Origin of the sequence: Pseudomonas sp. PS01301, from assembly GCF_029960215.1 — a bacterium.
In the GTDB taxonomy this organism is placed as follows: Bacteria; Pseudomonadota; Gammaproteobacteria; order Pseudomonadales; family Pseudomonadaceae; genus Aquipseudomonas; species Aquipseudomonas coleopterorum.
The window spans coordinates 1-24,790 of the sequence record NZ_JASCPM010000051.1 but is presented as its reverse complement, the minus strand read 5'-3'; the positions used below and the strand labels follow the sequence as shown (position 1 = coordinate 24,790).

At 63.6% G+C, this 24,790-nt stretch carries 15 protein-coding genes; 11 read left to right on the top strand and 4 right to left on the bottom strand.

The genetic code is table 11. The features are described from left to right. Positions 1 to 6: 6 nt before the first annotated feature. Positions 7 to 357, bottom strand: coding sequence for a hypothetical protein (locus QMX89_RS19975; RefSeq protein WP_122742793.1), 351 nt, complete (start codon positions 355 to 357; stop codon positions 7 to 9). Positions 358 to 491: 134 nt separating this feature from the next. On the opposite strand from QMX89_RS19975, the gene QMX89_RS19970 reads away from it, so the two are divergent. The 4 genes from QMX89_RS19970 to QMX89_RS19955 all read left to right on the top strand — a co-directional run bounded on the left by QMX89_RS19970 (position 492) and on the right by QMX89_RS19955 (position 3,449). Next, positions 492 to 794, top strand: coding sequence for a DUF1883 domain-containing protein (locus QMX89_RS19970; RefSeq protein ID WP_049859451.1), 303 nt, complete (start codon positions 492 to 494; stop codon positions 792 to 794). Between the two features lie 13 nt (positions 795 to 807). Next, positions 808 to 969 carry a hypothetical protein gene (locus tag QMX89_RS19965; RefSeq protein WP_090358484.1) on the top strand — a complete coding sequence of 54 codons (162 nt, stop codon included), beginning with the start codon at positions 808 to 810 and terminating at the stop codon, positions 967 to 969. 343 nt (positions 970 to 1,312) lie between these two features. After that, the gene (locus tag QMX89_RS19960) at positions 1,313 to 2,971 is read left to right on the top strand and encodes a nitrite/sulfite reductase (protein ID WP_134722461.1); all 1,659 of its coding nucleotides are present in this window, start codon (positions 1,313 to 1,315) and stop codon (positions 2,969 to 2,971) included. Then, the gene (locus QMX89_RS19955) at positions 2,955 to 3,449 is read left to right on the top strand and encodes a DUF934 domain-containing protein (protein ID WP_282349563.1); all 495 of its coding nucleotides are present in this window, start codon (positions 2,955 to 2,957) and stop codon (positions 3,447 to 3,449) included. Before QMX89_RS19960 ends, QMX89_RS19955 begins: the two co-directional genes overlap by 17 nt. A gap of 56 nt (positions 3,450 to 3,505) precedes the next feature. Here the strand turns inward: QMX89_RS19955 and QMX89_RS19950 are convergent, their stop codons facing one another. The 3 genes from QMX89_RS19950 to sohB form a co-directional block, all read right to left on the bottom strand. Then, complete coding sequence (locus QMX89_RS19950; RefSeq protein WP_282349562.1) at positions 3,506 to 8,743, bottom strand: DUF6543 domain-containing protein; 5,238 nt, start codon at positions 8,741 to 8,743, stop codon at positions 3,506 to 3,508. A 100-nt stretch (positions 8,744 to 8,843) separates the two neighbouring features. Beyond that, the gene (locus tag QMX89_RS19945; protein ID WP_282349561.1) at positions 8,844 to 13,166 is read right to left on the bottom strand and encodes an NEL-type E3 ubiquitin ligase domain-containing protein; all 4,323 of its coding nucleotides are present in this window, start codon (positions 13,164 to 13,166) and stop codon (positions 8,844 to 8,846) included. Positions 13,167 to 13,262: 96 nt separating this feature from the next. After that, the gene (sohB, locus tag QMX89_RS19940; protein ID WP_282349558.1) at positions 13,263 to 14,288 is read right to left on the bottom strand and encodes a protease SohB; all 1,026 of its coding nucleotides are present in this window, start codon (positions 14,286 to 14,288) and stop codon (positions 13,263 to 13,265) included. 250 nt (positions 14,289 to 14,538) lie between these two features. Between sohB and QMX89_RS19935 the strand changes: the two genes are divergently transcribed. From QMX89_RS19935 to efeO (QMX89_RS19905), 7 genes are all read left to right on the top strand, one after another. Further along, positions 14,539 to 14,856, top strand: a complete 318-nt coding sequence (locus tag QMX89_RS19935; RefSeq protein WP_049859445.1) for an SCP2 sterol-binding domain-containing protein — start codon at positions 14,539 to 14,541, stop codon at positions 14,854 to 14,856. Between the two features lie 175 nt (positions 14,857 to 15,031). Continuing rightward, complete coding sequence (locus QMX89_RS19930; protein WP_282349556.1) at positions 15,032 to 15,985, top strand: hypothetical protein; 954 nt, start codon at positions 15,032 to 15,034, stop codon at positions 15,983 to 15,985. Between the two features lie 56 nt (positions 15,986 to 16,041). Further along, the gene (locus QMX89_RS19925; protein ID WP_282349555.1) at positions 16,042 to 20,106 is read left to right on the top strand and encodes a DUF6543 domain-containing protein; all 4,065 of its coding nucleotides are present in this window, start codon (positions 16,042 to 16,044) and stop codon (positions 20,104 to 20,106) included. 150 nt (positions 20,107 to 20,256) lie between these two features. After that, positions 20,257 to 21,099: an iron uptake transporter permease EfeU gene (gene efeU, locus QMX89_RS19920; RefSeq protein ID WP_134722467.1), complete on the top strand. Its 843-nt coding sequence runs from the start codon at positions 20,257 to 20,259 to the stop codon at positions 21,097 to 21,099. A gap of 7 nt (positions 21,100 to 21,106) precedes the next feature. Continuing rightward, entirely contained in the window at positions 21,107 to 22,300 is a 1,194-nt protein-coding gene (gene efeO, locus QMX89_RS19915) for an iron uptake system protein EfeO (RefSeq protein WP_192067296.1), read from the top strand. Positions 22,301 to 22,494: 194 nt separating this feature from the next. After that, positions 22,495 to 23,808: an iron uptake transporter deferrochelatase/peroxidase subunit gene (gene efeB, locus QMX89_RS19910; RefSeq protein WP_282349554.1), complete on the top strand. Its 1,314-nt coding sequence runs from the start codon at positions 22,495 to 22,497 to the stop codon at positions 23,806 to 23,808. Positions 23,809 to 23,835: 27 nt separating this feature from the next. Beyond that, entirely contained in the window at positions 23,836 to 24,663 is an 828-nt protein-coding gene (gene efeO / locus QMX89_RS19905) for an iron uptake system protein EfeO (protein ID WP_282349552.1), read from the top strand. Positions 24,664 to 24,790 lie beyond the last annotated feature (127 nt).

Below are 24,790 nucleotides of genomic sequence, written 5' to 3'. Positions count from 1 at the left end.
GCCGGCTCAGCCGGAGATGCATTTCTCGGCCGCCTGGCGTACATCGGCCGGGCGCAGCGGTACGTTGGACAGGCGCTCGTGCACCTTGATGCTGCTGCCACCGGAACGATCGTCGACGATCAGCACGGCGGCCGGGTCCTTGGAAAGTTTCTGCGGAACGATGATGCGATAGCCGTCGTGTTTCTGTTCGATCAGCGACGGTCCGCGGCTGTCGCTCAGCTGAGCGACGACACAGGTGGAATATTCCTTGGGGGTCTTGCCGGAAATTACACTCATGGTCTCGGGGCTTTTCTCGATGTCCGTCACGGTGGCACAACCACCGAGCATTACCACTGCCGTCAACCAGGCCCACTTCATGATGCATCTCCGTCATTAAATACCCTGTGACCGCAAAGTCATGAATTTGCTCCATGCATCGGCAGAATTTATCCGCACGGCGATGCGCATGATATCGTTGCGCTTTTTTGCGCACCTGCAACTGTGGAGAGTCCATGAAATTCGTTCACCAGCGCGAGCACCTCAACGAAGACGATCTGGTCGTCATCGAATGCTCCCAGCGCTGCAACATCCGCCTGATGAGCGACGCCAACTTCCGCAGCTTCAAGAACGGTGGGCGACATACCTATCACGGCGGCGCGTTCGACACCTTCCCGGCCAAGATCACGGCGCCCAGCACCGGTTTCTGGAACATCACCATCGACACCGCCGGCACCAAGCTGTCGAGCGTCACGCGCAAGAGCACGTTCACCCACAAGATCAAGATCGTGCGCCGCACGGCTTCGAAATTCACCTGATGCAGGGGCACCCATGATCAAGTACGTGATCCGCTACAACCTCGACGGGCAGCGTCGCTGGGACTTCGCGCACCTGGAAACGGGCTCGCTGGAAGAAGCCAAGGCGGCGTTGGTCGCCCTGCATGGCGACGCCGCGGCGAACATCAGCGACATCCATATCAGCAAGGCGCTCTGATACACCTGGATCCGTGGTGTGCCCCTTCGCGGGCAGAGGGCTCGCCCTTCCACAAGGCTATCGTGAACCCTGTGGGAGCGGGCTCTGCCCGCGAAAAGATCGCTGGGGTTCCGCAGGCACTGCGCGGTGTAGCCTTCGCGGGCAGAGCCCGCTCCCACAGTATGACCGCTCCCACAGGGTGAACACTCCCACGGGCATATGCATTCTGGTTCGGTGCATATACTCAAACGTCACTTTTACGTCTATTTACAAACTGTTATCTTCCGTCGGCTCTGCTAAGAGTGCGCGACCGTGCGCGTGCTTTTTCTGATGATGCGAAAGACAGCCTGAGAACAGGATCACCATGTACGTTTATGACGAGTACGATCAACGGATCATCGAGGACCGCGTCAAGCAGTTCCGGGATCAGACCCGCCGCTACCTGGCTGGCGAACTGAGCGAAGAAGAATTTCGCCCGCTGCGCCTGCAGAACGGCCTGTACATCCAGCGTTTTGCCCCGATGCTGCGCGTCGCCGTGCCCTACGGCCAGCTGACATCGCGCCAGACGCGCATGATGGCCAAGATCGCTCGCGATTACGACAAAGGCTACGCCCACATCAGCACCCGGCAGAACGTGCAGTTCAACTGGCCGGCCGTGGAAGACATTCCGGACATCCTCGCCGAACTGGCCACCGTGCAGATGCACGCGATCCAGACCAGCGGCAACTGCCTGCGCAACGTCACCACCGACCAATTCGCCGGCGTTGCCGCCGACGAGGTGATCGACCCGCGCCCTTGGTGCGAGATCGTTCGCCAATGGACTACCTTCCATCCCGAATTCGCCTACCTGCCGCGCAAGTTCAAGATTGCCGTCAACGGCGCCAGCACCGACCGTGCCGCCATCGAGGTGCACGACATCGGCCTTGAGCCCGTGCACAACGACGCCGGCGAGCTGGGCTTCCGCGTCCTGGTCGGTGGCGGCCTGGGCCGCACGCCGGTGGTGGGCGCGTTCATCAACGAGTTCCTGCCGTGGCAGGACCTGCTCAGCTACCTGGACGCCATCCTGCGCGTGTACAACCGCTATGGCCGTCGCGACAACAAGTACAAGGCGCGCATCAAGATCCTGGTCAAGGCGCTGACGCCGGAAGTCTTCGCCCAGAAAGTCGACGCCGAGATGGAGCACCTGCGTGGCGGCAGCACGACCCTGACCGAGGCCGAACTGCACCGCGTGGCCAAGCACTTCGTCGACCCGGACTACAAGGCACTGCCTGATTTCGCGGCCGACCTGGCCCAGCTCGACAGCGAGCACCCCGGCTTCGCCCGCTGGCGTTCGCGCAACACCCTGGCGCACAAGAAGCCCGGCTACGTGGCGGTAACCCTGTCGCTCAAGCCGACCGGCGTGGCCCCCGGCGACCTGACCGACAAGCAGCTTGACGCCGTTGCCGATCTGGCCGACAAGTACAGCTTCGGCCAGCTGCGCACCTCCCATGAGCAGAACATCATTCTGGCCGACGTCGAACAGGCTCAGCTCTTCAGCCTGTGGAACGAGCTGCGCGAAGGCGGTTTCGCCACGCCGAACATCGGTCTGCTGACCGATATCATCTGCTGCCCTGGGGGTGATTTCTGCTCCCTGGCCAACGCCAAGTCGATTCCGATCGCCGAATCCATCCAGCGTCGTTTCGACGATCTGGACTACCTGTTCGACATCGGCGAGCTGGATCTCAACATCTCCGGTTGCATGAACGCCTGCGGTCACCATCACGTTGGCCACATCGGCATTCTGGGCGTGGACAAGAAAGGCGAAGAGTTCTACCAGGTGTCCCTGGGTGGCAGCGCCAGCCGCGACGCCAGCCTGGGCAAGATCCTGGGCCCCTCCTTCGCCCAGGAAGCCATGCCCGATGTCATTTCCAAGCTGATCGACGTGTACGTGGAAAAACGCACCGAAGACGAGCGTTTCATCGATACCTACCAGCGGATCGGCATCGACCCCTTCAAGGAGCGCGTCTATGCAGCGAATCATTAAGAACAACGAAGTCGTCGACGAAACCTGGCACCTGCTGCCCAAGGACACACCCTTCGACGGCATCAGCAACTGCGATGACCTGATCGTACCGCTGGCCTTGTGGCGCGAACACGGTCCGGCGCTCCAGGCCCGCGATGGCGGCCTGGGCGTGTGGCTGGACAGTGACGAGGAAGCCGAAGAGATCGGCGAGGTGGCCAACCAGTTCCAGGTCATCGCCCTGAACTTCCCGGCATTCACCGATGGCCGCAACTACTCGAACGCACGCCTGTTGCGCGATCGCTATGGCTTCAAGGGTGAACTGCGCGCCATCGGCGACGTGCTGCGCGACCAACTGTTCTACCTGCACCGCTGCGGCTTCGATGCCTTCGCCTTGCGCGCCGACAAGGATCCGTACGAAGCACTGGAAAGCCTCAAGGACTTCTCCGTGAGCTACCAGGCGGCCACCGACGAACCGCTGCCGCTGTTCCGTCGTCGCTGAACGTAAAAAGGCTGGCGCGATTTACATTGCGCCAGCCTTTTCATTGCACCGCCTCGTTACGCAACGTTCGCTGCGGTCACCTCCTCAGACAAGGTTCTGATCAGCCGTTGAGTCGCCTTGGTACGGCCCGTACTGATCGAGGCGTACATCTCCAACGCCACCTGATCCGTCATGACGATACGCAACGGCTCCCCTTGCGCCCCGGCCCACAGGGTTTCCGGCGCCAAGTCGCTCAGCGCCTTGAGTACGGTGGCCAAGGCGTCCTGCTCGACGCTGAACGGGTCCAGCGTCCTGGCTTCCTCGAAATGAATCAGCACGTTCCCCCACAAGCTCTCGACCGCTTCGAACCGCTGCGGGTACACCCGCCGCAGGTACAGGCTCCAGAACGGCTGTTCGGCCAGCCAATCCAACATGCCGCTGGCGGTTTCATCCGTGAGCACGGCATTGCCCACTTGCCGGGTGGTCTCGGTGGAGAGGATTTCGCTGTACAGCATCGATGGCTGCGCGCGCAGCGCCAGGCGAGCCTGCAGACGGTTGCGCAACAGCAGACGGATCTCGACCTCATCGGGGTTGCCATCGAGCAGCTGGGCGTCCGTTATCTGATCCATGGGATGCAGCGCAGGTATTTCCAGGGCTTCCAGAATCAGCGCGGCACGCCGATTCAAGCGTCCCTGGGTGATGGCAGCGGCATACTCATCCACCAGCGCAGCGCGGTACAGCTGACGTCCCAAGCCCAGCAACGGACGCAGCATCGCCTCGCCACCGGCCATGGCCGAGGACGCAGCCTGCCAGGCCAGCGTTCGCGTTTCGAAATAATCCAGCACGATGCTCATGCCATCCCCGCAGCTGCCGTCGACCAAGGTGGCGTGCTCGAACAGTTGCTCACGCAAGTCGCCCGCCCCCAGCCCGTCGCCGGGTGCCTGGGCATCGGCAACCACCGCGCGCATCACCGACCACATACGCGCCTTGAAGGGCTCGGGGTGGCGTTTGTAGGCGTCCGTGGACGTCAGGCGCGCCATGACCCGATAGAAGGCGGCCGCTTCCGGCGTGTTCTGGTCTGCCTCGATACTGGCACGCAAGTCATGGGGACAATCGGTAAGCCAGGCGTTGCTGGTCTGATTCTGCGCACTGCTTGCGGTGTTCCGGTCGCCGGTCTGGAAATCGATGCGTGCCCGCCGCAAGCGCCGCCGTGAGAGCTCCGACAGCGGGTTGCGGTCGAGGTTGATGTGGAACTGCTCACGCAGTATGAAGGAGCGCATCATGGTGACGTAGGTGGTTTCAGCCAGATCGGGCAGCTCGGTCAGGTTGTTGTCGCTCAGGTTGATCCAGCGTAATGGCGTGGCGTGACGATTCATCAGGGAGCTCAAACCCTCTGGCCATTGAGTGAGGCCGGTGGATTGCAGGATCAGCTTTTCCAGCATGCGCATGCGGGCCACATCCGGCGCCTGCCCCAGTTCATTGAAGCTCAGGTTCAGTGATCGTAGACGTGTCAGGCGGCTGAGTGCCTGGCGCCCCTGATCGGTCAGGCTCATCAAGGTGTTTTTCAACGACAGTTCTTCCAGCTGATTCATGCGCCCCAGGATCGCCATGCCCCGGTCGTCGAGGCTGAACGCGTTGTTGGCCAGAATCAGAGAGCGCAGCTGTTTGAGGCGTGACAGGCTGGTCATGGCCTGCTCGCCGAGCAACAGCGGCTGCTCGCGGCCGTCGACGATGGTCGAAACACATGCGCGGTCCATGTTGAGCACTTGGATGACGCTGCTGTCGTCCTTGGCCAGCTCGGCGAACACGTCCGGCACCGGTTCCATCACATTGAGCTGCAGGTCCAGGTGCGTCAGTGCGGTGAGCTCCTTGATCTGCGACGGGATGGCCCGCAGGAAATTCTGGCCCAGGGACAACTTTTGAAGCCTCGGGAATCGCGAAAGAAAGAAGGACGGGTCTGCCGACAGCTGCATGCGCTCCATCTTGAGCTCGACGATATGGCTGAAATCGGCGGTGATCAGCGGCAACTCACCGAGGGTCCGGCCGCTGAGGTTGACTCGGCGTGTTTCGCCCCGCCAGGCCCTGAGCAGGCGGTTACGCACTTCGGCGCGGGCGGCGGCGAACTCGGGCAGTGCCCGGCTCCACTGCTCCAGCGAACTGTCCAATACCTTGTACTCTTGCTCCAGACGCTGAATCGCCAATTCGAAGCTTTCACCCGGACGGCGCAGCACGTCGCGTAGCGCGGCCATGTCCCTGTAACTGAGGCTGGGATACAACGCACGCAAGCGCCGCCGCTGGCCCCAGGAGGCCTGTGCCCGACCGCTCAGGGTGTAACCGGCCCCCTGCTCGGTGAGCTGGGGCAGTTTGAACCACGGCTGTATCACCCTCTGCCCGAGTAGTAGACCCGCGCGCGTTCGGTCGCTTGCAGCCTGTGCCGACAGGCGTGTGCGCAGCCCTTGGCTGTCGTGGCGCGAGAGCGACAGTGCCTTCAGTTCGACATCCGGCAAGGCACTGCACAGCGCCGCGAACACATCCTGCTGGCCGCCCAGCGCCTGCTCCAGCGCGTCGAACGCCTGGTATTGCCCGTCTTCACTGACCAGATACTTCACCTCGCTGGCCGCTTCACTGCCCACCGTTGCCAACGTGCGACCCTGCAGGTACCCGGCATGCAGCTCGATTCGGGTATGACCGGTCCAGCCGGGCAGTTGGGCAAGCAGGCCGAGGGCCAGGGTGTCGCGATCTTCGGAAGTGAAAGCCGGATCGATCAGCCCCTCGCACGCCCGATTCAGCCGCTGTTCGCGCAGGTACAGACGTGCTTGCTCGGTCAGGCGCACGGACAGCCGTCCGCTACCACGTAACTGGCTCAGCTCCCAGTCCAGCGCCTGCGCGGCCAGGTCGTTGGCTGCTCGCCCGGACAATCCGGGGAACAGGCGTTTGATGGGCGCCGCTTCCTTGGCCAGCGCAGGCTCTTGGTGGGCATAGAGTCCGTCGGCAATGTCCGTGCTGGCCGCCTGCACCTGATCGGCCAGGGCCTGGGCCAATGCCGAGGATTGGCCCTGTACGGTGTTCTCGACGCTGTCCGGAAACAGGCGCTGCTTGTGCGTGTCGTCGAGCTGCTCGACGATGCGTTCGCACAGCTTGCCCGCCAGCCAGTCGCTGCGCTGGACCACGATCGGCTCGGCGTGCCCGGCGCCGTACTGCACGGCATGACTGTCGTCGGCGACCACGCGCAGGGTCCAGCTTTGCGGCCAGCCGGCAACACGCTGCAGCAGTGGCAGACAGTAGGCAGCGCCCTCCCCGGGCGGCTGCGCCTGCCGAACCTGCGTAACCAGGCGCTCGACATCGCGCCGGGCGCGGTAACGCAACAACGCGTCCTGCAACGGCACAGGGGCTTGCTGTCGGTTCACGTGGGCTTCGCGCAATTGCTCGGGGGAAATCCCACAGGCGTCGTTGACCTGCAGCAGCTCGGCATCGCTCAGACGATCGGTGATGGCGCCAAACCGGCGCAACAGTTGCGCACCTTGCCACTGCAGTGGCTGCTCGTGAACGTGCTGCCACGCCCCGGCCTTGTTATGGGTCAGCACCGGGCGATAGGTGTCGCGCAGCCTGGGATGGTCGATGACCCATTGCCCGCTCGTTTCATCCTGCACGTGCTGGTAGTAGTGCTGGTCGATGCGCACATAGGTACGGTCGTTGAACCGATACTGACCCAGAGCATTGGGCATAGCGTCGGCGGGCAGGCTGATGTCGGTGGCATACGCCGTCAGGTCCGGATTCAGCAGGCGTGGCTTGCCTGCGCTGTCGATGACCGGGACAAGCGCCTCCATGAACGGTGAGTGCACCAGAGCGATGCTGGCTGCGGCACCGCTGGCCAGCAATGCTACGTTCTGTGCCACGGCGCCGAATTGGCTGATCGCTTCCACCGTTTGCCCGTGTTTCCAGTCATCGACGCCCAGGCACAGGTCCTTGACCAGTTCGACAGCGCCGACCGCCAGTGCCAGTTCCCCAGCCCCAGGCACGACGAACGTGGCGATATCGAATGCGCTGGCCAACACCCCTTCCCACCACGCCACACGCTGCTCTCGCGCCAATTGATCCTCGTCATCGGTGGGTACCACCGCCAGGCGCACCGTTTCTCCCAACTTGATCAGTTGCTGGCTATACAACAGGTGCACCAGCTTGCCCTCGACCGGATACACACGCAGGCCGATGTCCGCGTCAGGGTCGGGGACCGGTGGTTTGACGAACTGGCCAGGCACGATCCAGGGTACCGGCGACAAGGTGTTGATCAGACGCTCGGTAAACGCCGCCTGGCTGCGCTGAGCGACGAAGCGCCCGAAATAGTCACGGTAAGGCACCTCGCGCAATCTCTCGCGCAGGGTATCGGCGAACGCCTGCCGTGAGGCGTACTCCCTGAGTGCATGGGTCGGCTCGCCGGGCATGTAGGCCAGGCAAGCCGAACCGTTCACCTGTTCGATCAGCACCATGCCCAACAGGCTGTACCCCGTGGTCAGCGGCGTATGCAACAACCCCAGCTGGCAGAACCGCAGCGACTTGCCCTCCCAGCTCGCGGGCTGCAAGTCCCTGGGTTGCGTGATCTGCTTGACGGCCCGATAGGCCGCTTCGCTGATGTATCCACGGATCCGCGCGGTCACGGCCGCGGCGTCCAGATGGTCGCGAATGGCCAGGTTGAAGCGGCCGGCAGTCTCGGCCTGTTCGAGATCTTCGCTGGGCGCCTGACCGAGTGGGCGGAACACCGCCTTGAAGTGCGCCTGGTACTGACGGCCCAGATCCAGCGTGCGGACCAGGGCTGCGAAATCATGCACCTCAAGCTTGACCCGCGCGCTGTCCGGGTAGCGATACACCAGGCTGCCGTCGTCATCGAGGGTAAAACCGAACACGCCGACCGGCAGAATGACCGAACCCTCCTCCAGCCCACCGGGCCTCGCTTCGGCAGGCAGGAAGTTCTGCAAGGCCGCTTCGAGCAGGGTTTGGTGCCTGGGCGTCAGTTGGGTGGTCAGCCCGTCACGGGTGCGCACCATGCGAATCAGTTCGTGCTTGTTCACGTCCAGCGCAAGCGTCGGGTAGGCCTTTTGCAGCGCTGCCTGCAACAACGGCGCGCAGAACGCGGCAGGCGTCTGCAAGCGCGCGCTGACCTGGGCGGCATCCGCACTGGACCGCACACTGAGCAACGAACTGGCGAAATAAGCCTCGCGCAACGCCGGTGCCGCCGCCGTCAACCACGACGGCAACACCGCTTCGATCAGGGCCTGGTGGGAAGCCGCTTCGCCGGTCACGGCAGAATCAAGGGTCATGCTTGTGCTCCATGGCAATGCCCGCCACGGGGTGTAGCGGGCAGAGCGCCAGTGGAACAAAGCCCCACGCTGTGGTTGAGGTAGATAGGTGTGTGCCCGCTCAGCCGTCCATGGCGTGTTCGGTCAGTGCCCTCAACAGACTTGCTTCGGCGGCGTGTCGCTCCACTTGCAGCGCCACCAGTCGCTCGTCGTACCCGTCATCGTAGGGTGCCGCTTCCAGCGCCTGCTGCCGTGCGACGAAAGGCGCCAGGGTCTGGCTCAGCCGCTCGGCGAACGCACGGCGCAGGTAGCCCAGCCAGTAGTCCTGCACCATGTGCCACTCCAGCAAAGCCTCCCGCGTTTCGGCCTGATGAACCTGCTGCGCCGCGGCATCGAGCTGCTGCGCCGTGACCGGCTCGATGTTGGCGAACAGCATGCCATGGGGTTGGTTGGGCAGCTCCAGGCGTTGCGCCAGGCCAATGCGGTAGGCCAGCAGCACCTCGACCTCCTCGAACTCGTCCGGCTCGATCTGCCGCGCTTGCACACGCCGCTGCGCCTCGGCACGGGCCAGCGATTCAACCTGGTTGAGCCGGAACAGGCTGCGCGAAGTCGCGAGCAGCTCGGTGGCCCGCTGCGGGCCGTCCAAGGTGGCATCGTTGGCCCTGGCGAACAGCAGCTGCGCCTCCAGATCATTGAACAGCGCGATGACTTGATCGCCACAGGCGTCCGGGCGCTGGGCGAGCAGGAACAACTCGTCACGCAACACGGGCGACTGGGCGGCGGCATCGATCACAGCCCAGGCGCGACTGGCCAGATTGTCCGGCACGAGCACCTGGTCGGCGGTTTCGCCGAGACGATCGAGCAACTGGATGAAGCGCGTAGACCGAGGGTGTGCGCGAAGATCACGGAGTCGCTGCAGTCTCTCGGGACTGGCTGCGGCGGCCAGTATGTCCAGGTACTTGAAGGAAACGCCCACCGCCTGCAGCCGCCGGACACTGAGCTCGCTGAGCCCGGCATAGGAGATGATCAAGGGCGTTGCCACCTGCGGTTCTTCCTGAAAGAAGGCAAGTTCGGTCAGTGACGGCACGTCGACGATAGCGTTGTTGTCGAGCGCTACGCGGCGCAGCGTCAAAGGCTCACGGGACATCAGCTGCGTCAGCCCCCGAGGCCACTGCGTCAGGCCGCAGGCCCGCAGGTTGAGGGCGCCGATCACGGGCAGCCCCGCCAGGTCCAGGTGCTCGCCCAACGGATTGCCGGACAGGTCGAGGTAGTCCAGCAGCGGCAGCGAACACAACGCCTGCATGGCGGCCGGCGTCAGTCGTAGATTGTTGTCGCTCAGCCAGAGGTTTTCCAGCTGGGTCAGCCGAGCCAAGGTGGGCAGGTGCTCGGCCATGGCAACAGTGTCGGTACCGCTGAGCACCAGGTAGCGCAGCGACGTCAGATCGCTCAATGCCTGTACCGCCGGTGCCGGAAGACGCATCGGATTGTTGCGCAGCACCAGCGCTTGCAGTCGATCGAGCCCGCGCAGGGCATCGAACATCGTCGGCGACGCCCTCAGCCGGTTGTTCTCCAGCGTCAGGGATTCCAGGTACGGCAACGCGGCCACCTCGGCCGGGATTTCGCTGAGCAGATTGCCCTGCAGGTCGAGCACGGTGAGGGTGGGAAAATTCAGCAGAAAGCCCGTCGGCAAGCTTTCGAGTCCAGCGCCTTCCAGCGTGATGTAGGACACATGACTGAAATCGGCCGTCAATGCCGGCAAAGCGCCGACCCGCAGCTCCGACAGGTCGAGGAAATACTGCGGCGGATCGCCTGCCAGCCCCTCCGCCAGCGGCGCCTGACGATGCCAGGCATCGCGCAGGCGTTGTGCGGCCAGGGTGCGATGCGCCGGGTCCACGGGCACCGGGTTGCCATTTTCGTCCGCTACGGTCGCCGGCTGCAGGGCCCACTGATTCAAGACAGCCTCCAGTCGTGCGCCCTCCGCCTCGTGGCGAGCCTGCTCGAGGTCTGCCGCCATATGAGGCAACGCTGGCGCCTGTGCAGGACGCCCGCGGCCGCTGAGGCGATAGCCGATCCTGCCGTCGTCCAACCGCTCCGGCCCGTTGAAAGCGGGCATCCGACGCTGGCCGATGAGGCGCGCGGCACGCTCGCGGTCGGCCAGCGCAAGTTGGATGATGCGTTGAGCGGTGGCGACTGCACGTTCGCGTTCAGGCAGCAGATCGAGCAGTCCCTGGCGTAGCCTGGCGGCGGCAGGGTTGGCCATGGACGGCCACACCAGCCCGCCGATGGCACGGTTCAGGTTGGCCTCGCGTATGCCCTCATGGGCCTTCAGCGCCAACCGCAGGGGGACTCGCTGGCGCTGCGTCAGTTGCAGGCGCTCCTGCGCGTTGGCCTGACGATACAGCGCTTCGCCCAGCTCCCAGGGCAAGCGCGGAAAGTCGCGACGCAGCGCGGCGGCGGCATGCTCGGCGGGCCACTCATGAGGTTGCGACTTCATCCCCTGAGCGGCGCGAACGTCAGCGACGACCAGGCGCAGGGTTGCCGGAAGTGGCAAACCCTGGACGTGGATCTGACGGATCTGCGCGGCGGAGATCCCCGTGACCTGGCGGATGCGCTGCAGCGTGCCCGGCGTAAACCCCTCGAACACCGGCCCCAATCGGCTCATGGCCTGTTCGACGGTCCATTTGATCGGGTCTTCATGGGCCGCCCGCCAGGCGCCTTCGCCATTGTGCTGGAGCGCCACCCGCAATCCCCCTTGGGGGTCGGGATGTTCCAGGTACCACCGGCCGAGCTCGACGTCCTCGCTCTGCCGGTACGCAATGCCGTCCAGTTTGATATAGCGGTCAGCGCCCTGCCGATACTGGCCAGCAGGGTCCGGTTGCAGATGCACGGGCAAGGGTTCCGGGCTGGCAAAATCGGTCAGTTTCAGGTTGCACAACCGTGTCGCGCCGTGGCGGTCGACCACCGGCAGCATCCCCTCGACGAAGGGCGAGCGTGCCAAGGTGATCTCGGCCGCCGAGGTGGCGGCGATCAAGGCCGCATTTTCGGCCACACTGAACAAGTGATCCAGGGCCTCCTGGGTCTGCCCATGCTCCCAATCGTCGATGCCCACGAACACCTCGCCCAGCAACTGGGCGGTGCCAACGGCGGCCATCAATACACCGATGCCAGGAACGAAGAACGCCGACGCATTGAGCAGCGTGGTACCCCATTCCAGGTACTTGAGCAGATGCGCCTCACGGGCAGCCCGGTCGACCTCGGCAGTGGGCACCACGAAGGTCCGCGCGTTGGCGACAAGCATGCCCAGCGCATCTTCGTACAGGCGCTCGACCACACCACCGACACGGGGCTCGAGTCGCACGCCGATATCGGCGTTCGGGTCATCGACCCGGCCTTTGGGCGTCCACAGGGAAAACGCTTCGGGCCGCAACGTGTCGTTCAACCGCTCGAAGAAGCCATGTCGATCCGCTTCGCAGATGAACCGCGCAAAATAGTCGGCATAACCGGCGCGCCGCAGCTTTTCGCGCAATGCGTCGGCGAACGCCTGCACGCTGGTGTATTGCTTGAGTGGCGAGTCCGGATCACCTGGCAGATAGACCACACACGCCGCATCGGCGCTGGCAGATGCCTGAACCACGAACATGCCCGACAACACCGTGCCGCTCCTGAACCAGGTGACCAAGGCGCGCACCCCGGAAACCACGACCGGCGTGCCGTTCCAACTGACGTCGCTGGAAGGCCCGCGCAACAATTGCTGCAGCACCTGTTCACACTGGGCCGTGATGTCACCGCGCAGCAGCGAACGGGCCATCTGTGCTTTCAGATCACTGCGAAAGCTCGCTTCCAGCCGTTCGCGTGCACTGCCAGCGTTCGACTCGTCGGTGTGAAAGACCTGCTGCACATGCTCTTGATAGGCCTGGCCCAGATCGATTTCCCGGCAGGCACGAGCAAACTGTTCGGGTGTGATGGACAGCACCTGGGTACGGTCCAGACGCCAGGCCAACCGGGGTCCCACCTCCAACTTGAGGGCGCGGGCCGGCACCAGCAGGGTATCGCTGTCATAGGCCCCCGGTTCACTTTCCTCGGGCCCGAAGTTGGCCATGGCGACTTCGAGCAAGGTCTGACGGCGCACGGAGGTCACGCGGCGGTCGATGCCGTAGCTGTACTCGAACCGGACCCATTGCGTGTCGTTCAGGTCCACGTCCTGATTGAAGCGCGAACGCAAGGCCGGAGCCAGGCGCTCGGCGGCGAAGGTGGCGGGCGGCTTGACGGTGTTCATCAAGCTTCGCACCCGGGCCTGGGCGGCATGACCGAGGGTCAGTGCCTGCTGGTACTCGGCACGGCCCTGGACGCTGGCACGGGTCAGCCAGGCGGGCAGCAGGCGAGCGACAAGATCATGGTTCGCAGGCACAGTGCCTGGACTCGGAGAGGGGGTTTGCGGGGTCACGACACGGCTCCAGAAAGATTGCCCGGCAGCGAAAGACTCCCGGGCAATCAGTGGAGCAAGGTTTACATCGGGTTCTGCACTACATAAGGCTGACCGTTACCAGAAGCGCTGCTGGGTGAGCTTGCCCCAGGCCTTGCTCGCCACGTGCTCGAGCGAACTGCTGGCCGCCAGACCGACCCGTTCCTGCAGGCTTTTGCTCTTGGCGTAATGCAGGTGGAAGACTTCGGCCTGCTTGGCGCGCTCGGCCAGGTACTCATCGCTGGTCTTGAGCTCATCCACCAGTTGCTTGTCCAGCGCCGCCACGCCCAGCCAGACTTCACCGGTGGCGACGTCATCGATGGACAACTGCGGCCGGTAATGGGCCACGAAGCTCTTGAACAGCTTGTGAGTGACGTCCAGGTCTTCCTGAAATTTTTCCCGGCCTTTCTCGGTGTTCTCGCCGAACACGGTCAAGGTGCGTTTGTACTCACCGGCCGTCAGCACTTCGAAATCGATGTCGTGCTTCTTCAGCAGCTTGTTAACGTTGGGCAACTGCGCCACCACGCCGATGGAGCCGAGGATGGCGAACGGTGCGCTGATGATCTTCTCGCCGATGCAGGCCATCATGTAGCCGCCACTGGCCGCGACCTTGTCGATGCACACGGTCAGCGGCACACCGGCCTGGCGGATGCGCGCCAGTTGCGAGGACGCCAGGCCATAGCTGTGAACCATGCCGCCGCCGCTTTCCAGGCGCAGCACGACTTCGTCGTTGGGCGTCGCGAGGGTCAGCACGGCGGTGATCTCATGACGCAGGTTCTCGGTGGCCGAGGCCTTGATGTCACCATCGAAGTCCAGGACGAACACCCGGTGCTTGCTCTCGGGCTTTTTCTTCCTGGCTTTCTTGTCGGTCCTGGCCTGTTCCTTGCGCAAGGCCTTGAGCTTGTCCTTGTCGAACAGCCCGGCTTCGAGCCGCTCGCGCAGGCCCTTGTAGAAGTCGTTGAGCTTGCTGACCTGCAACTGGCCAGCCGGTTTGCGCCGGCCCTTGGCACGCAGCGAGGCAATCGCGGCCAGCACCACCAGAATGGCAACGACCAAGGTGACGGTCCGGATCAGAAAACCGGCGTAATCGGCAAGAAACTCCACGGTGACTCCTTACATGCATGACGCCCGCCAAACCAGGGGGCGATTGAATGGGCCCAGCATACCGGGGGGCAAAGCCTTGGGCCAGCCGTGAAACGATCGGCATCAAACAAGCCTTTCAAACGCACGTATGATTTTTCGTTGACAGCTGTCGATGCCCCCCCTACCCTCGGAAGACTTTCACTGTCACATCGAGCCTTGGCCCTCCCAAGATTGCGCGATCGCCGCACCCTTCCAACAAAAGGAACGCACCATGACCTCCGTAGCCGACGCCGTACAAGCCATGAAAGCCAAGTTCAATCCAGCCGCCGCCCAAGGTCTGGACCTGGTCTTCGGTTTCAACATCACCGACGAAGACAAGCACTACGCGCTGCACGTGAAGGACGGCACCTGCGAACTGGAGGAAGGTGAAAATCCGGACGCCAACGTCACTCTGGTCATGGACAGCGAAACCCTCAAGGGCATCGTCAGCGGCGAAACCGACGGCATGCAGGCCTTCATGGGCGGCAAGCTGCGCGCCGAAGGCGACATGATGCTGGCCATGAAGCTGAGCGAACTGTTCCCGGTCTGATCGATTGCGGTGAGACCAGACGCCTCGGCCAGTGCCGGGGCGTTTTTGTATCTGCACGGGCCCAGGCGGCGATCCCAGGTCACACATATCTACAGCTTCCCCGGACCGGACAGGTTCTAGCGTAGGCGCTCCGCGAGCTGGCAAGGACCGGCTTGCACCACAAGGAGTCCGCCCGATGTCCAACACCCTGCCCTGGTTCCATGCCCGATCGCTGGCGCAGCGCATGTCCCGCCAACTGCTGCAAGCCCTGCAGGATGAACGCTTGAGCGTCATCGAGCACGACTGGCTGCGGCGGTTGCCCGAACAGCCCAGTCTGCCCAGTGACATGCGCATCAGCCTGTTGACCAATGCGGCGCCCGGTATCTTCAGCGGTCTGATGATCGCCCATGCCGACATCACCAACCCGGCCGTCTATTTCTACTCCCCGATGGCCGGGATATTGCCCTTTTTTACTCGCCATGAACTCGAAGCGGCCCTGCTCGAGCCTGGTACCGGACCCGACCTGGAGGGGGCTTACGCGCGCTGGCTGTCGGTGTCCAGGACGCCGTTTCAACGCTGGATGGACGCGATCATCCAGGCCCATGCCAAGCGGCTCAAGCCCCTGGTGGCGTGTTTGCAGAGCGTACCGGCGTTACGCACCGTGCTGGATCAGGAGTTGACCCGCGCCCTGCGCACTGCCCTGCCGGCAAGCGACCCGATCGTCCCGGCCCTGCACCGCATACAGCGCCGGGTGGGCACCCCTGGAACCGTCGAGACCACCCAGAACCTGATCGATGTCGGCTTGGACAGGCTGACCGGTCGTGGCAGCCCGTCCGTGGAGCATCACTTCATCGGCGTGTACGGCCAGGCCCTCAGCGCCACTGAAACGGCCACCTACAGCGCGACCATCGCGAGCACCGTGGCGAAACTTCCAGGGGCTTTCGATCAAGCGCTGGTCGGTTTCTGGGCTACCACGCCGTCGTCTTCGGCGTCGACCTACCGCACGTTACTGGCCCGACACCTGAAGCACAGCTACCTGAACGCGGTGCTGGAGATCCAGGCACATCTGGGCTACACCCCGGCGCAGCGAGCGTTGCTGATGGACGCAGCGCAAGGCAAACCGCGTGCGGACATCGTCATGCAAGGCTGAGCTTCGCCGCCGATCCGGTTAAAACCGACCGTGCAGTACCCTGGCCTGGGGTGCTGGTGATCAGCGATAGAAACGATGCCGCACTGGGACACTGGCTGTACAGCTGCGACCAGGGCTTCACGCTGTGCAGCGACTTCGGGGCCTTGAGCCGGCATTTCGACACCTTGATCGCCCAAGCCCCCAGCAGTCCGAGAATCATTGCCAGCCAACGCCAGCTGTTCAACGCCACCATCGTTCCCAGGGCGCAGCTGACGCCCCTCACCAGCAGCCCGTGGCAAGCCCTCGCCGATGGCTTCATCGATCTGCAGCGCCGCCGCGTTCAGGACTGCTTCAACACGCCAGCTCAGCTGCGCGGCAATCCGTTGTCCGCCATGGCCCAGGCCACGGCACTCCATGATCTGCTCCAGCCCAATCTGGCCTGGCTGGGCGAGACAGTGGAGCACGCCGCCCCCGCCACCCCGGCGGTCGACGAGCCGAGCGGGCCGCCCAGCCAGACCTGGCTGCGGGAACTGCACGCCATGCAACGTCAACTGGATGGGCAGCGCAAGCGCTCACTGAGCCTGGTCAAGGGAGTGCAACAGTTGCTGGCGCCCGGTTTGCTGGCGATCCAGTCGACGCTGCCCGTTGATCAACTGCACTTGCGTATCGCCGGCTCGCCGCAGTTGTCCTCGATCAGCCTGGTGGACTACTTTCTGGAGCGCTGCAGCGGCGCTATCGTTCAGGCACTGTCCAGTGTCGACGCGGTGCTGGACGCCCGTGGCAACCCCCTGCAATGGCCCGACATCCTGCAGATGGAACGCCTGATCGGCGAGCAACGCCGACACGTGCCTCGTGCATTTGCGCGCCTGGCCGCTCGCCATGACACCACCCCCTACGGGCATTACCGCGGCACCTACGACCTGCAGGGGCAGCGGCGAGCCATCACCGAACGCTGCCTGCGCATCGGTCTGGCGTCGGCGCGGCGTGAAGGGCGAATCGACGAGAAGATGCTCGACTGGCTGGCTGTTGCGCTGGATCGACCGACGGCGGCATTGCGCAATGCACTGGACGTGGAGGTGCAAAGCCTGTGCCTGCGCGCGCGCAGCGATGGCAGTGAGGTCGTGCTGAGCAATCTGGTGCTCATTCATCAGCGCTCGCAACCCGAAGGCCCGGTGCTGATGTGGTCGACCCACGATGGCCTGCGGGCGTTCAGCTCTGCCCAGCAGATGAAGGAGACCGTCGCCACCGTCGTGACTCACCCGTCAAGATCGCGAAATCTGGGCAGCGGTCGCTACTTCCGGGACCGCGCAGGCCCTATTCAGGACAACGCCAGCCTGGGAGGCGCGTCCGACCTGACGACCCATGCCCTGCGCGGCGATTTCATCGCCGAGTTGTGTGCCCTGGAATTCAATCGACGCCTGGTTTACTTGAGGAGCAACCTGCAGCTTGGCATCGACTGCCACTTTTCCACCCAACTCATGCAGGGCAATACCGATTTCGAGCACAGCGACGACACTCTGGCAGCGGCGCTTGAATGGCTGGGCACCGAAATCGCCAATAGCCAACTGGTGGAACTGCTGCCTGGCTGGCTGAAATACGCCTCCAAAGAACAGATCACGCGCTACACCGAAATCTTGAGACGTTGCGCATTGACCACTGATGCTCAGGGTAACTACCTGGCCAACATACCCTACATCCTGGATTTCTCCCGAGACCGCCTCAAAGAGGCCATGCTCAAGGCCTGGCCGCAAGGGCCCTACAATCCCGATCGGGTGCAGATCACGCTGACCGATACCAGCGGCGGGGGCTTGAGTGCCGGTGGCGGTATCGCGCTGGGCAGTGCCGCCGGTGTCACTCAGTCGCTGACGCAGTGGGCAGTCGACCAGTTCGGCGGCTCGTTGAGCAGTGCGATGACCATCGTGCTGGACCCACCCAGCCAAACCATTGCCACCCCAAGCACACACCAGATCCGCACGTTGGTGGACCAAGCCGACATCGGTGGTGCCTATCGCAGCATGCTTGCCGAACGGCTCGCTCCCACGAATGCCGACTATGCCGAACGCCGCCGCCTGTTCGCCCGCGGGGTACCGCCGCAGATGCTGCGCTACGCCGCCGAACGGCAGATGCAGGGCAAGCTGAGCAACGAGGCCGTCAACCTGATCGAGCAGGTCATGGAGATGCCCGACGGGCTGGCGCGTGAACCGCTGCACCGTCACAACGTCATCATTGCGCCATTTGGCTTGATCCCGGACACCGACGTTGCCGCTGACATGGCCTGCGCGATGTTCCTGTTCGCGCCCGACGACCAGGCGGCAGGGCCGGTCGTGTTGTACAGCGCCTACGGTGGGGAACAGACGTTACTCGAGTACGCCGACCGCGCCAGCCTGCTCTCCCAGGTGAAAACCGACGCCAGCCTGCAGGCGCTGATCATGTCGCGCCTTCCGGAACAGGCCAAGGAACGCTACCAGCACGGCGGTTTCCGGGAACCCCATATTCCATGGACTACCGAAGTCAGCGATGGCCAACGCCCGGGCCGCCCGCCTTCGATTACCTTGTCGGACAAACCCTACACCGGCAATGCGCTGTTTCTGATTTTCGAAGACACCCTGAAATTGATCCAGCTGGCCGCCAAGGAGCAAACCTTGTCGGCTGGCGAGGCCACCTGGAACGCGTTCTGCCGTCTGCTGGAACTGGGTTTGCAGCAAGGCTCGGTCATGCTGCCCAGTGCCGTGGCCTCGCTGGTAGCGCTGTATCAGGGCATTGTGCTGGTCCGCGATTCGGTGGAAGCCGCCAAGGAACAGAAATGGGGAGAAGCGGTAGCCGACCTCGTGGCGGCCTTGGCGTCTGTCGTGGGTTCGCGGCAAGCCCTGGACGACCTGGAGTGGCGTGAGCCGTCCAAGCGCCGGCCTTCCGACGAGATAGCGGCATCCCAGCAAGGCGTGCTGGGGATATCCGGGCTGACCGCCTTGAAAAATGCCCAGGCCACCGATGTGGTGCTCTCCGAGCTGCACTTCGACCCGCTGCTCAACCTTTACAAGAGTACCGACGGCAAACACCGCTATGCCGTCGTCAGTGGTCGAGTGTACGAGGTGGCGGACGCCGACGTTGGCTTGAAGATCATCAGCTCTCAAGGCGACGGCCCGAACCTTGAGCTCGATGAACAGCAGAAGTGGCGAGTGGATGCCGAAGTGGTGCGGATGGGCGGCGGCTATTCCATCGTCGAGCACTATGACATATGGGTGGCCGAGCAGAACCTGACGGATCTGTTCGTGACCCAGGCCGAAGGCGCTCTGCAGATTCGCCGGCAGTATCCTCGGCGGCATCGGCAGCTGGTGGAGGCCCACGCCCACAGCGTGGAATGCCTGCGCAACGCCTTGGCCAACCTGAATCAAACCGCGCCCCATGTACCGCTCGCCGCTGAAACCAACGCCGTACTCACCGACATATTCGAGGTCGATGTGACACCGGCCATGCTGCATCAGATTCGCAGCAGTTGCCTGCGCCTGCTCAGCGAGTTCACAACCCCCGGTCTGGACCCGCAATCCTCGCCCCGCTACTGGGTGGGGCTGAACAAGCAACGGCACAACGGCACCCACGCGTTCGTCTGGGAAACCGATCCGCAGAAGCGCATCTTCCTTACCGAAGAGTTTTACGTCCTGCCGCCGGAAACCATCCTCTACTCGGACCTCCACCGCAGCCAGAACGACATGTTCCTGCATCACCAGGCCTCTTCATTGCTGCATGAAGTCAGTCATCAGGTACTCAAGACCGTGGACATCGCCTACATGGACAGCTTCAGGCCACTGCTCGAACAACACGATACGCTGGGCGGGCCTCACAGCCAGGCACAGCTCTACGCCCATAGCCTGAACCGGGTACGGCACGAGGCATTGTCCTTGAGCACCCCGGACACGAAACTGTTCACCCGGCGCGGTACCAACGGCCGACGCGATTTTCGCCACTACGATGGGCGTCAGCGGGAAATGATCCTCAAGTTGTCCGGCCAGTCGACCTTGGCCGAAGCCAGGGTGGCCTTTCGAGGCAATCCAGAAGTGCGCGCGAAGATCATCCTGGCGAACGCGGATTCATTGACGCTGCTGGTACTGCGCTTGGGCCAGGAGGTGTACGGCACCACGGGTTGATGCCTCGATGGCGGCGCGGACCAAAGGTTCGCCCCGCCATCCTGAAGATTTGTTCAGCTTCCGCTCGGCGCAAAGATCAAGCGCTCTGTTCAATAATGAGTATCATTATGTTACAAGTTAGCATCCTTATTACTCCTCGAACGGTGCGAAGTGCTGGTTCCATTCTTGATCATGCTGCGCGAAGGGATTGAAGCCGCGCTTATCGTTGGCATCATCGCCAGCTACCTGCAACAAACCGGCCGTGGTCAATGGATGCCAGCGGTCTGGATCGGCGTCTTCCTGGCCGCAGCCGTGGCCCTGCTGGTGGGCGGTGGTCTGGAATTGATGAGCGCGGAATTTCCGCAGAAACAACAGGAATTGTTCGAAGCGCTCATCGGCCTGGTGGCCGTGGTCATCCTCACCTCCATGGTGTTCTGGATGCGCAAGGTCGCCCGTTCCGTGAAGCATTCGTTGCAGGCCGCGCTGGACCAGGCCCTGACGGGCTCTCGCCATCAGGTTGCCGCGCTCATTGCCATGGTGTTCTTTGCGGTCGCCCGTGAAGGCCTGGAAACCGTGTTTTTCCTGCTCGCGGTTTTTCAACAGAGCGAAGGGCCTGGCGCGCCCATCGGCGCCCTGCTTGGCCTGCTGGTCGCGGTGGCGGTCGGCTTCGCCATCTATTCGGGCAGCATGCGCCTGAACCTGTCGCTGTTCTTTCGCTGGACGGGTCTGTTCATCCTGGTGGTAGCGGCCGGGATTCTCGCCAATTCCGTGATGGCCCTGCACGAAGCCGGGGTCTGGAACAGCTTGCAGACCGTGGTCTTCGACATCAGCGCCACGCTGCCCATGGACGGTCCGACCGGATCGGTGCTGGCCGGCATGTTCGGCTATCAGGATGCTCCCACCGTCAGCACGTTGGGCGCGTATCTGATCTATCTGGTCGTGGCACTGGTGGTGTTCTTCATGCCCCATGCCGCGCCGACGCCGGTTCCCTCCTCCCCTGCCACTCATCAGTAAGGCCTCCATGTCCAATCCAGTCAATGGCGCGCCGCCGCGCCTGATGCGTCTGGCGCTCGCCGGGTCGGTGGTCGTGATGATCGCCGCCGGCGGCCTGTTCTACTACGCCTCGCAAGTCGCTTCTAACAAACGTCAGGCCAGTGCCCAGAACGAAATCGTGGTGAACATCCATCCACACAACTGTGAGCCGGCCTCACTGACCGTGGCTGCCGGGCGCAACAGCTTTCGCATCGTCAACCGTTCCGAACGCGCCGTGGAATGGGAAATCCTCGACGGCGTGCTGGTGGTCGAGGAGCGCGAGAACATCGCGCCCGGCCTGAGCCAGGTGATCAACGCCAACCTGCAGCCGGGTGACTATCAGATCACCTGCGGTCTGCTCAGCAACCCTCGCGGCACGTTGAAGGTGACGCCTACGGCCGAATCCGATGCAGCCGCCAAGGCGCGGCCGTCGATGGTGGCCTTCGTCGGCCCGCTGTCGGAATACCGGGTGTACCTGGCGACCCAGGGCAGTGGCCTGATCCGTGCCGTGGATGCGTTGAACCAGGCCATCGTTGCCGGTGATCTGGCACAGGCGCGCCATTTGTATGCACCGGCGCGCGCCGCCTATCAACGCATCGCGCCCGCCGCGCAGCGTCTGGCCGAGCTGGACAATGCTATCAACGCCCGCGCGGACTACTACGAAAAGCGTGAGCAGGACGCAGCCTTCGGCGGCTTCCATCGCCTGGAATACGGCCTGTTCAAACAGAACACCCTGGATGGCCTGGCACCGGTAGCGAAGAAACTGGCGGCCGACGTCACCGAATTGAAACGCCAACTGCTGGCTCAACCGCTGCCGCCCGAACAACTGGTGAACATCGTCTCGCGCAACCTGCGTGGGCTGGCGGACATTCGCACAAACGGTGAGGAAGAGCGCTACAGCCATACCGATTTGAATGGCTTCGCCGCCAACCTGGAAGGCGCGCGCAAGGTCATCGACCTGCTGCGTCCGCTGTTGGCCAAGTCGGCGGCCGAGTTGCTGCCGGGCATCGATGCCGCAGCGGACGAACTGGCCATGCAGTTGGCGAGCCTGCGCAGCGGCGATGGTTACCAGAGCTACGAAACGGTCAGCGCCGAACAACGCCAGCAGATTGCCGCGCAAGCCAAGGCCCTGGCCGATGCCCTCGACGGCATCGACCCCGCCCTTGGCCTCTCCACCCTGTAGCAGCGGCGCGAGCCGCGTCGCGGTTTACGCGCTATGGCTGACTGAACGCGATGAGACCGGACAAGGTTTGAGCGCGATCTCTGTAGCAGCGGCGCGAGCCGCGTCGGCGGTCTCCACAGTGTGATTGGCTGGCCGCGGTAAAGCCCGACGCCGCCACACGTGCGGCGAATGGAAAAGATACGAGGTCAACGATCATGAGCAACACCGACAACCCGAATTCACCGGTCGACGCCCAGCGTCGCCGCGTGCTGCTTGGCCTGGGCGCTGCCGGCGCGGCACTGGCCGGCGCGGGGCTGAGCTGTCCGGCGATGGCAGCCCCCGCCGCCAAGGTCACCGAAGCACCGAAAAGTGAAAAGACCCAGGACCGCCACGACTACGAGGGCCAGCACCAGGCCGGCATCGTCACGCCACGACCGGCCGCCGGCATGATGGTCGCGTTCGATGTCCTGGCCAGCGACCGCGCAGACCTGGAGCGCCTGTTCCGCACCCTGGACGAGCGCATCCGCTTTCTGATGACCGGCGGCCCCGTCGCTCAGGTCGACCCCAAGCTGCCTCCTCTGGATTCGGGCATCCTCGGCCCGGTGGTGGTGCCAGATAACCTGACCATCACCGTGTCGGTGGGCGAGTCGCTGTTCGACGAGCGCTTCGGCCTCACCGACGTCAAGCCCAAGCGCCTGTCGCGGATGGTCGGCTTCCCCAACGACGCACTGGAAGCCGATCAGTGCCACGGCGACCTGACCCTACAGTTCTGTGCCAACACGCCGGACAGCAACATTCACGCCCTGCGCGACATCGTCAAGAACCTGCCCGACCTGCTGTTCGTGCGCTGGAAGCAGGAAGGCACCGTGCCGCCGCAAGCGCCCGCCAAACCGGGCGAACCCGAGCAGAGCGCGCGCAATTTCCTCGGCTTTCGTGACGGCTCGGCCAACCCGGATTCCAACGACAACCGGCTGATGAACACCCTGGTGTGGGTGCAGCCCGACAGCGACGAACCCGCCTGGGCCGCCCACGGCAGCTATCAGGCGGTGCGCATCATCCGCAACTTCGTCGAACGCTGGGACCGCACCCCGCTGCAGGAGCAGGAAAACATCTTCGGCCGGGTGAAGACCACCGGCGCACCCATGGATGGCCGACTCGAAAGCGATGTGCCGGACTACGCCAAGGACCCCGAAGGCAAGATCACCAAGCTGGACGCACACATCCGCCTGGCCAATCCGCGCACGGCAGCGTCGCAGCAGAACCTGATCCTGCGCCGCCCGTTCAACTACTCGAACGGAGTGAACAAGAACGGCCAGCTGGACATGGGCCTGCTGTTCATCTGCTACCAGGCGGATCTGGAAAAAGGCTTCATCACCGTGCAGACCCGCCTCAACGGCGAACCGCTCGAGGAATACCTCAAGCCCGTCGGCGGCGGCTATTTCTTCACCTTGCCGGGGGTGACCGGCGCCCAGGACTTCATCGGCCGCAGCCTGCTCGACGCGACCAGAACCACCACGACCAACGCTTGACCACTTGAGACCACCGGGGAACCCCTCATGACAAAGACGCCACTCGCTCTGCTGCTGACCCTAGGCCTGTTGAACGCCCCGCTCTCGGCCTTTGCCGCGACCCAGTCACCCCTGGACCTGGTGGGCCCGGTTTCGGACTACAAGATCTACGTGACCGAAAAGGTCGACCAACTGGCCGTGGAAACCGCCAAATTCACCGACGCGATCAAGAAGGGCGACCTGGCCACCGCCAAGAAGCTGTACGCACCGACCCGCGTTCACTACGAAGCGATCGAGCCGATCGCCGAGCTGTTCAGCGATCTGGATGCGTCGATCGACTCCCGGGTCGACGATCATGAAGCCGGAGTGAAGGCAGAAGATTTCACCGGGTTCCATCGCCTGGAATACAGCCTGTACTCGGAAAACACCACCAAGGGTCTGGATACACTGGCAGACGGCTTGCTGAAAGACGTCAAGGATCTGCAGAACCGCATCGCCGAGCTGACCTTCCCGCCGGAGAAAGTGGTCGGCGGTGCTGCCGCGCTGCTCGAAGAAGTGGCGGCGACCAAGGTGTCGGGCGAGGAAGATCGCTACAGCCACACCGACCTGTATGACTTCCAGGGCAACATCGATGGTGCGAAGAAGATCGTCGACCTGTTCCGCCCTCAGATCGAAAGCCAGGACAAGGCGTTCGCCGCCAAAGTCGACAAGAACTTCGCCACCGTGGACAAGATCCTGGCCAAGTACAAGACCCAGGACGGCGGTTTCGAAACCTACGACAAGGTCAAGGAAAACGACCGCAAAGCCCTGATCGGCCCGGTCAACACCCTCGCCGAAGATCTCTCCACCCTGCGCGGCAAACTCGGCCTGAACTGACCGCCCGCTGTTTCCCGCATTTCCTCATGAGGCCCCTCCTGTCAGGGGCCTTTCTTGTGCGCAGACCCCCCCCCCCCCACCCCCCCCCTCCCCCGTAGCACCGGCGCCAGCCGCGGCGGCGGTGTAT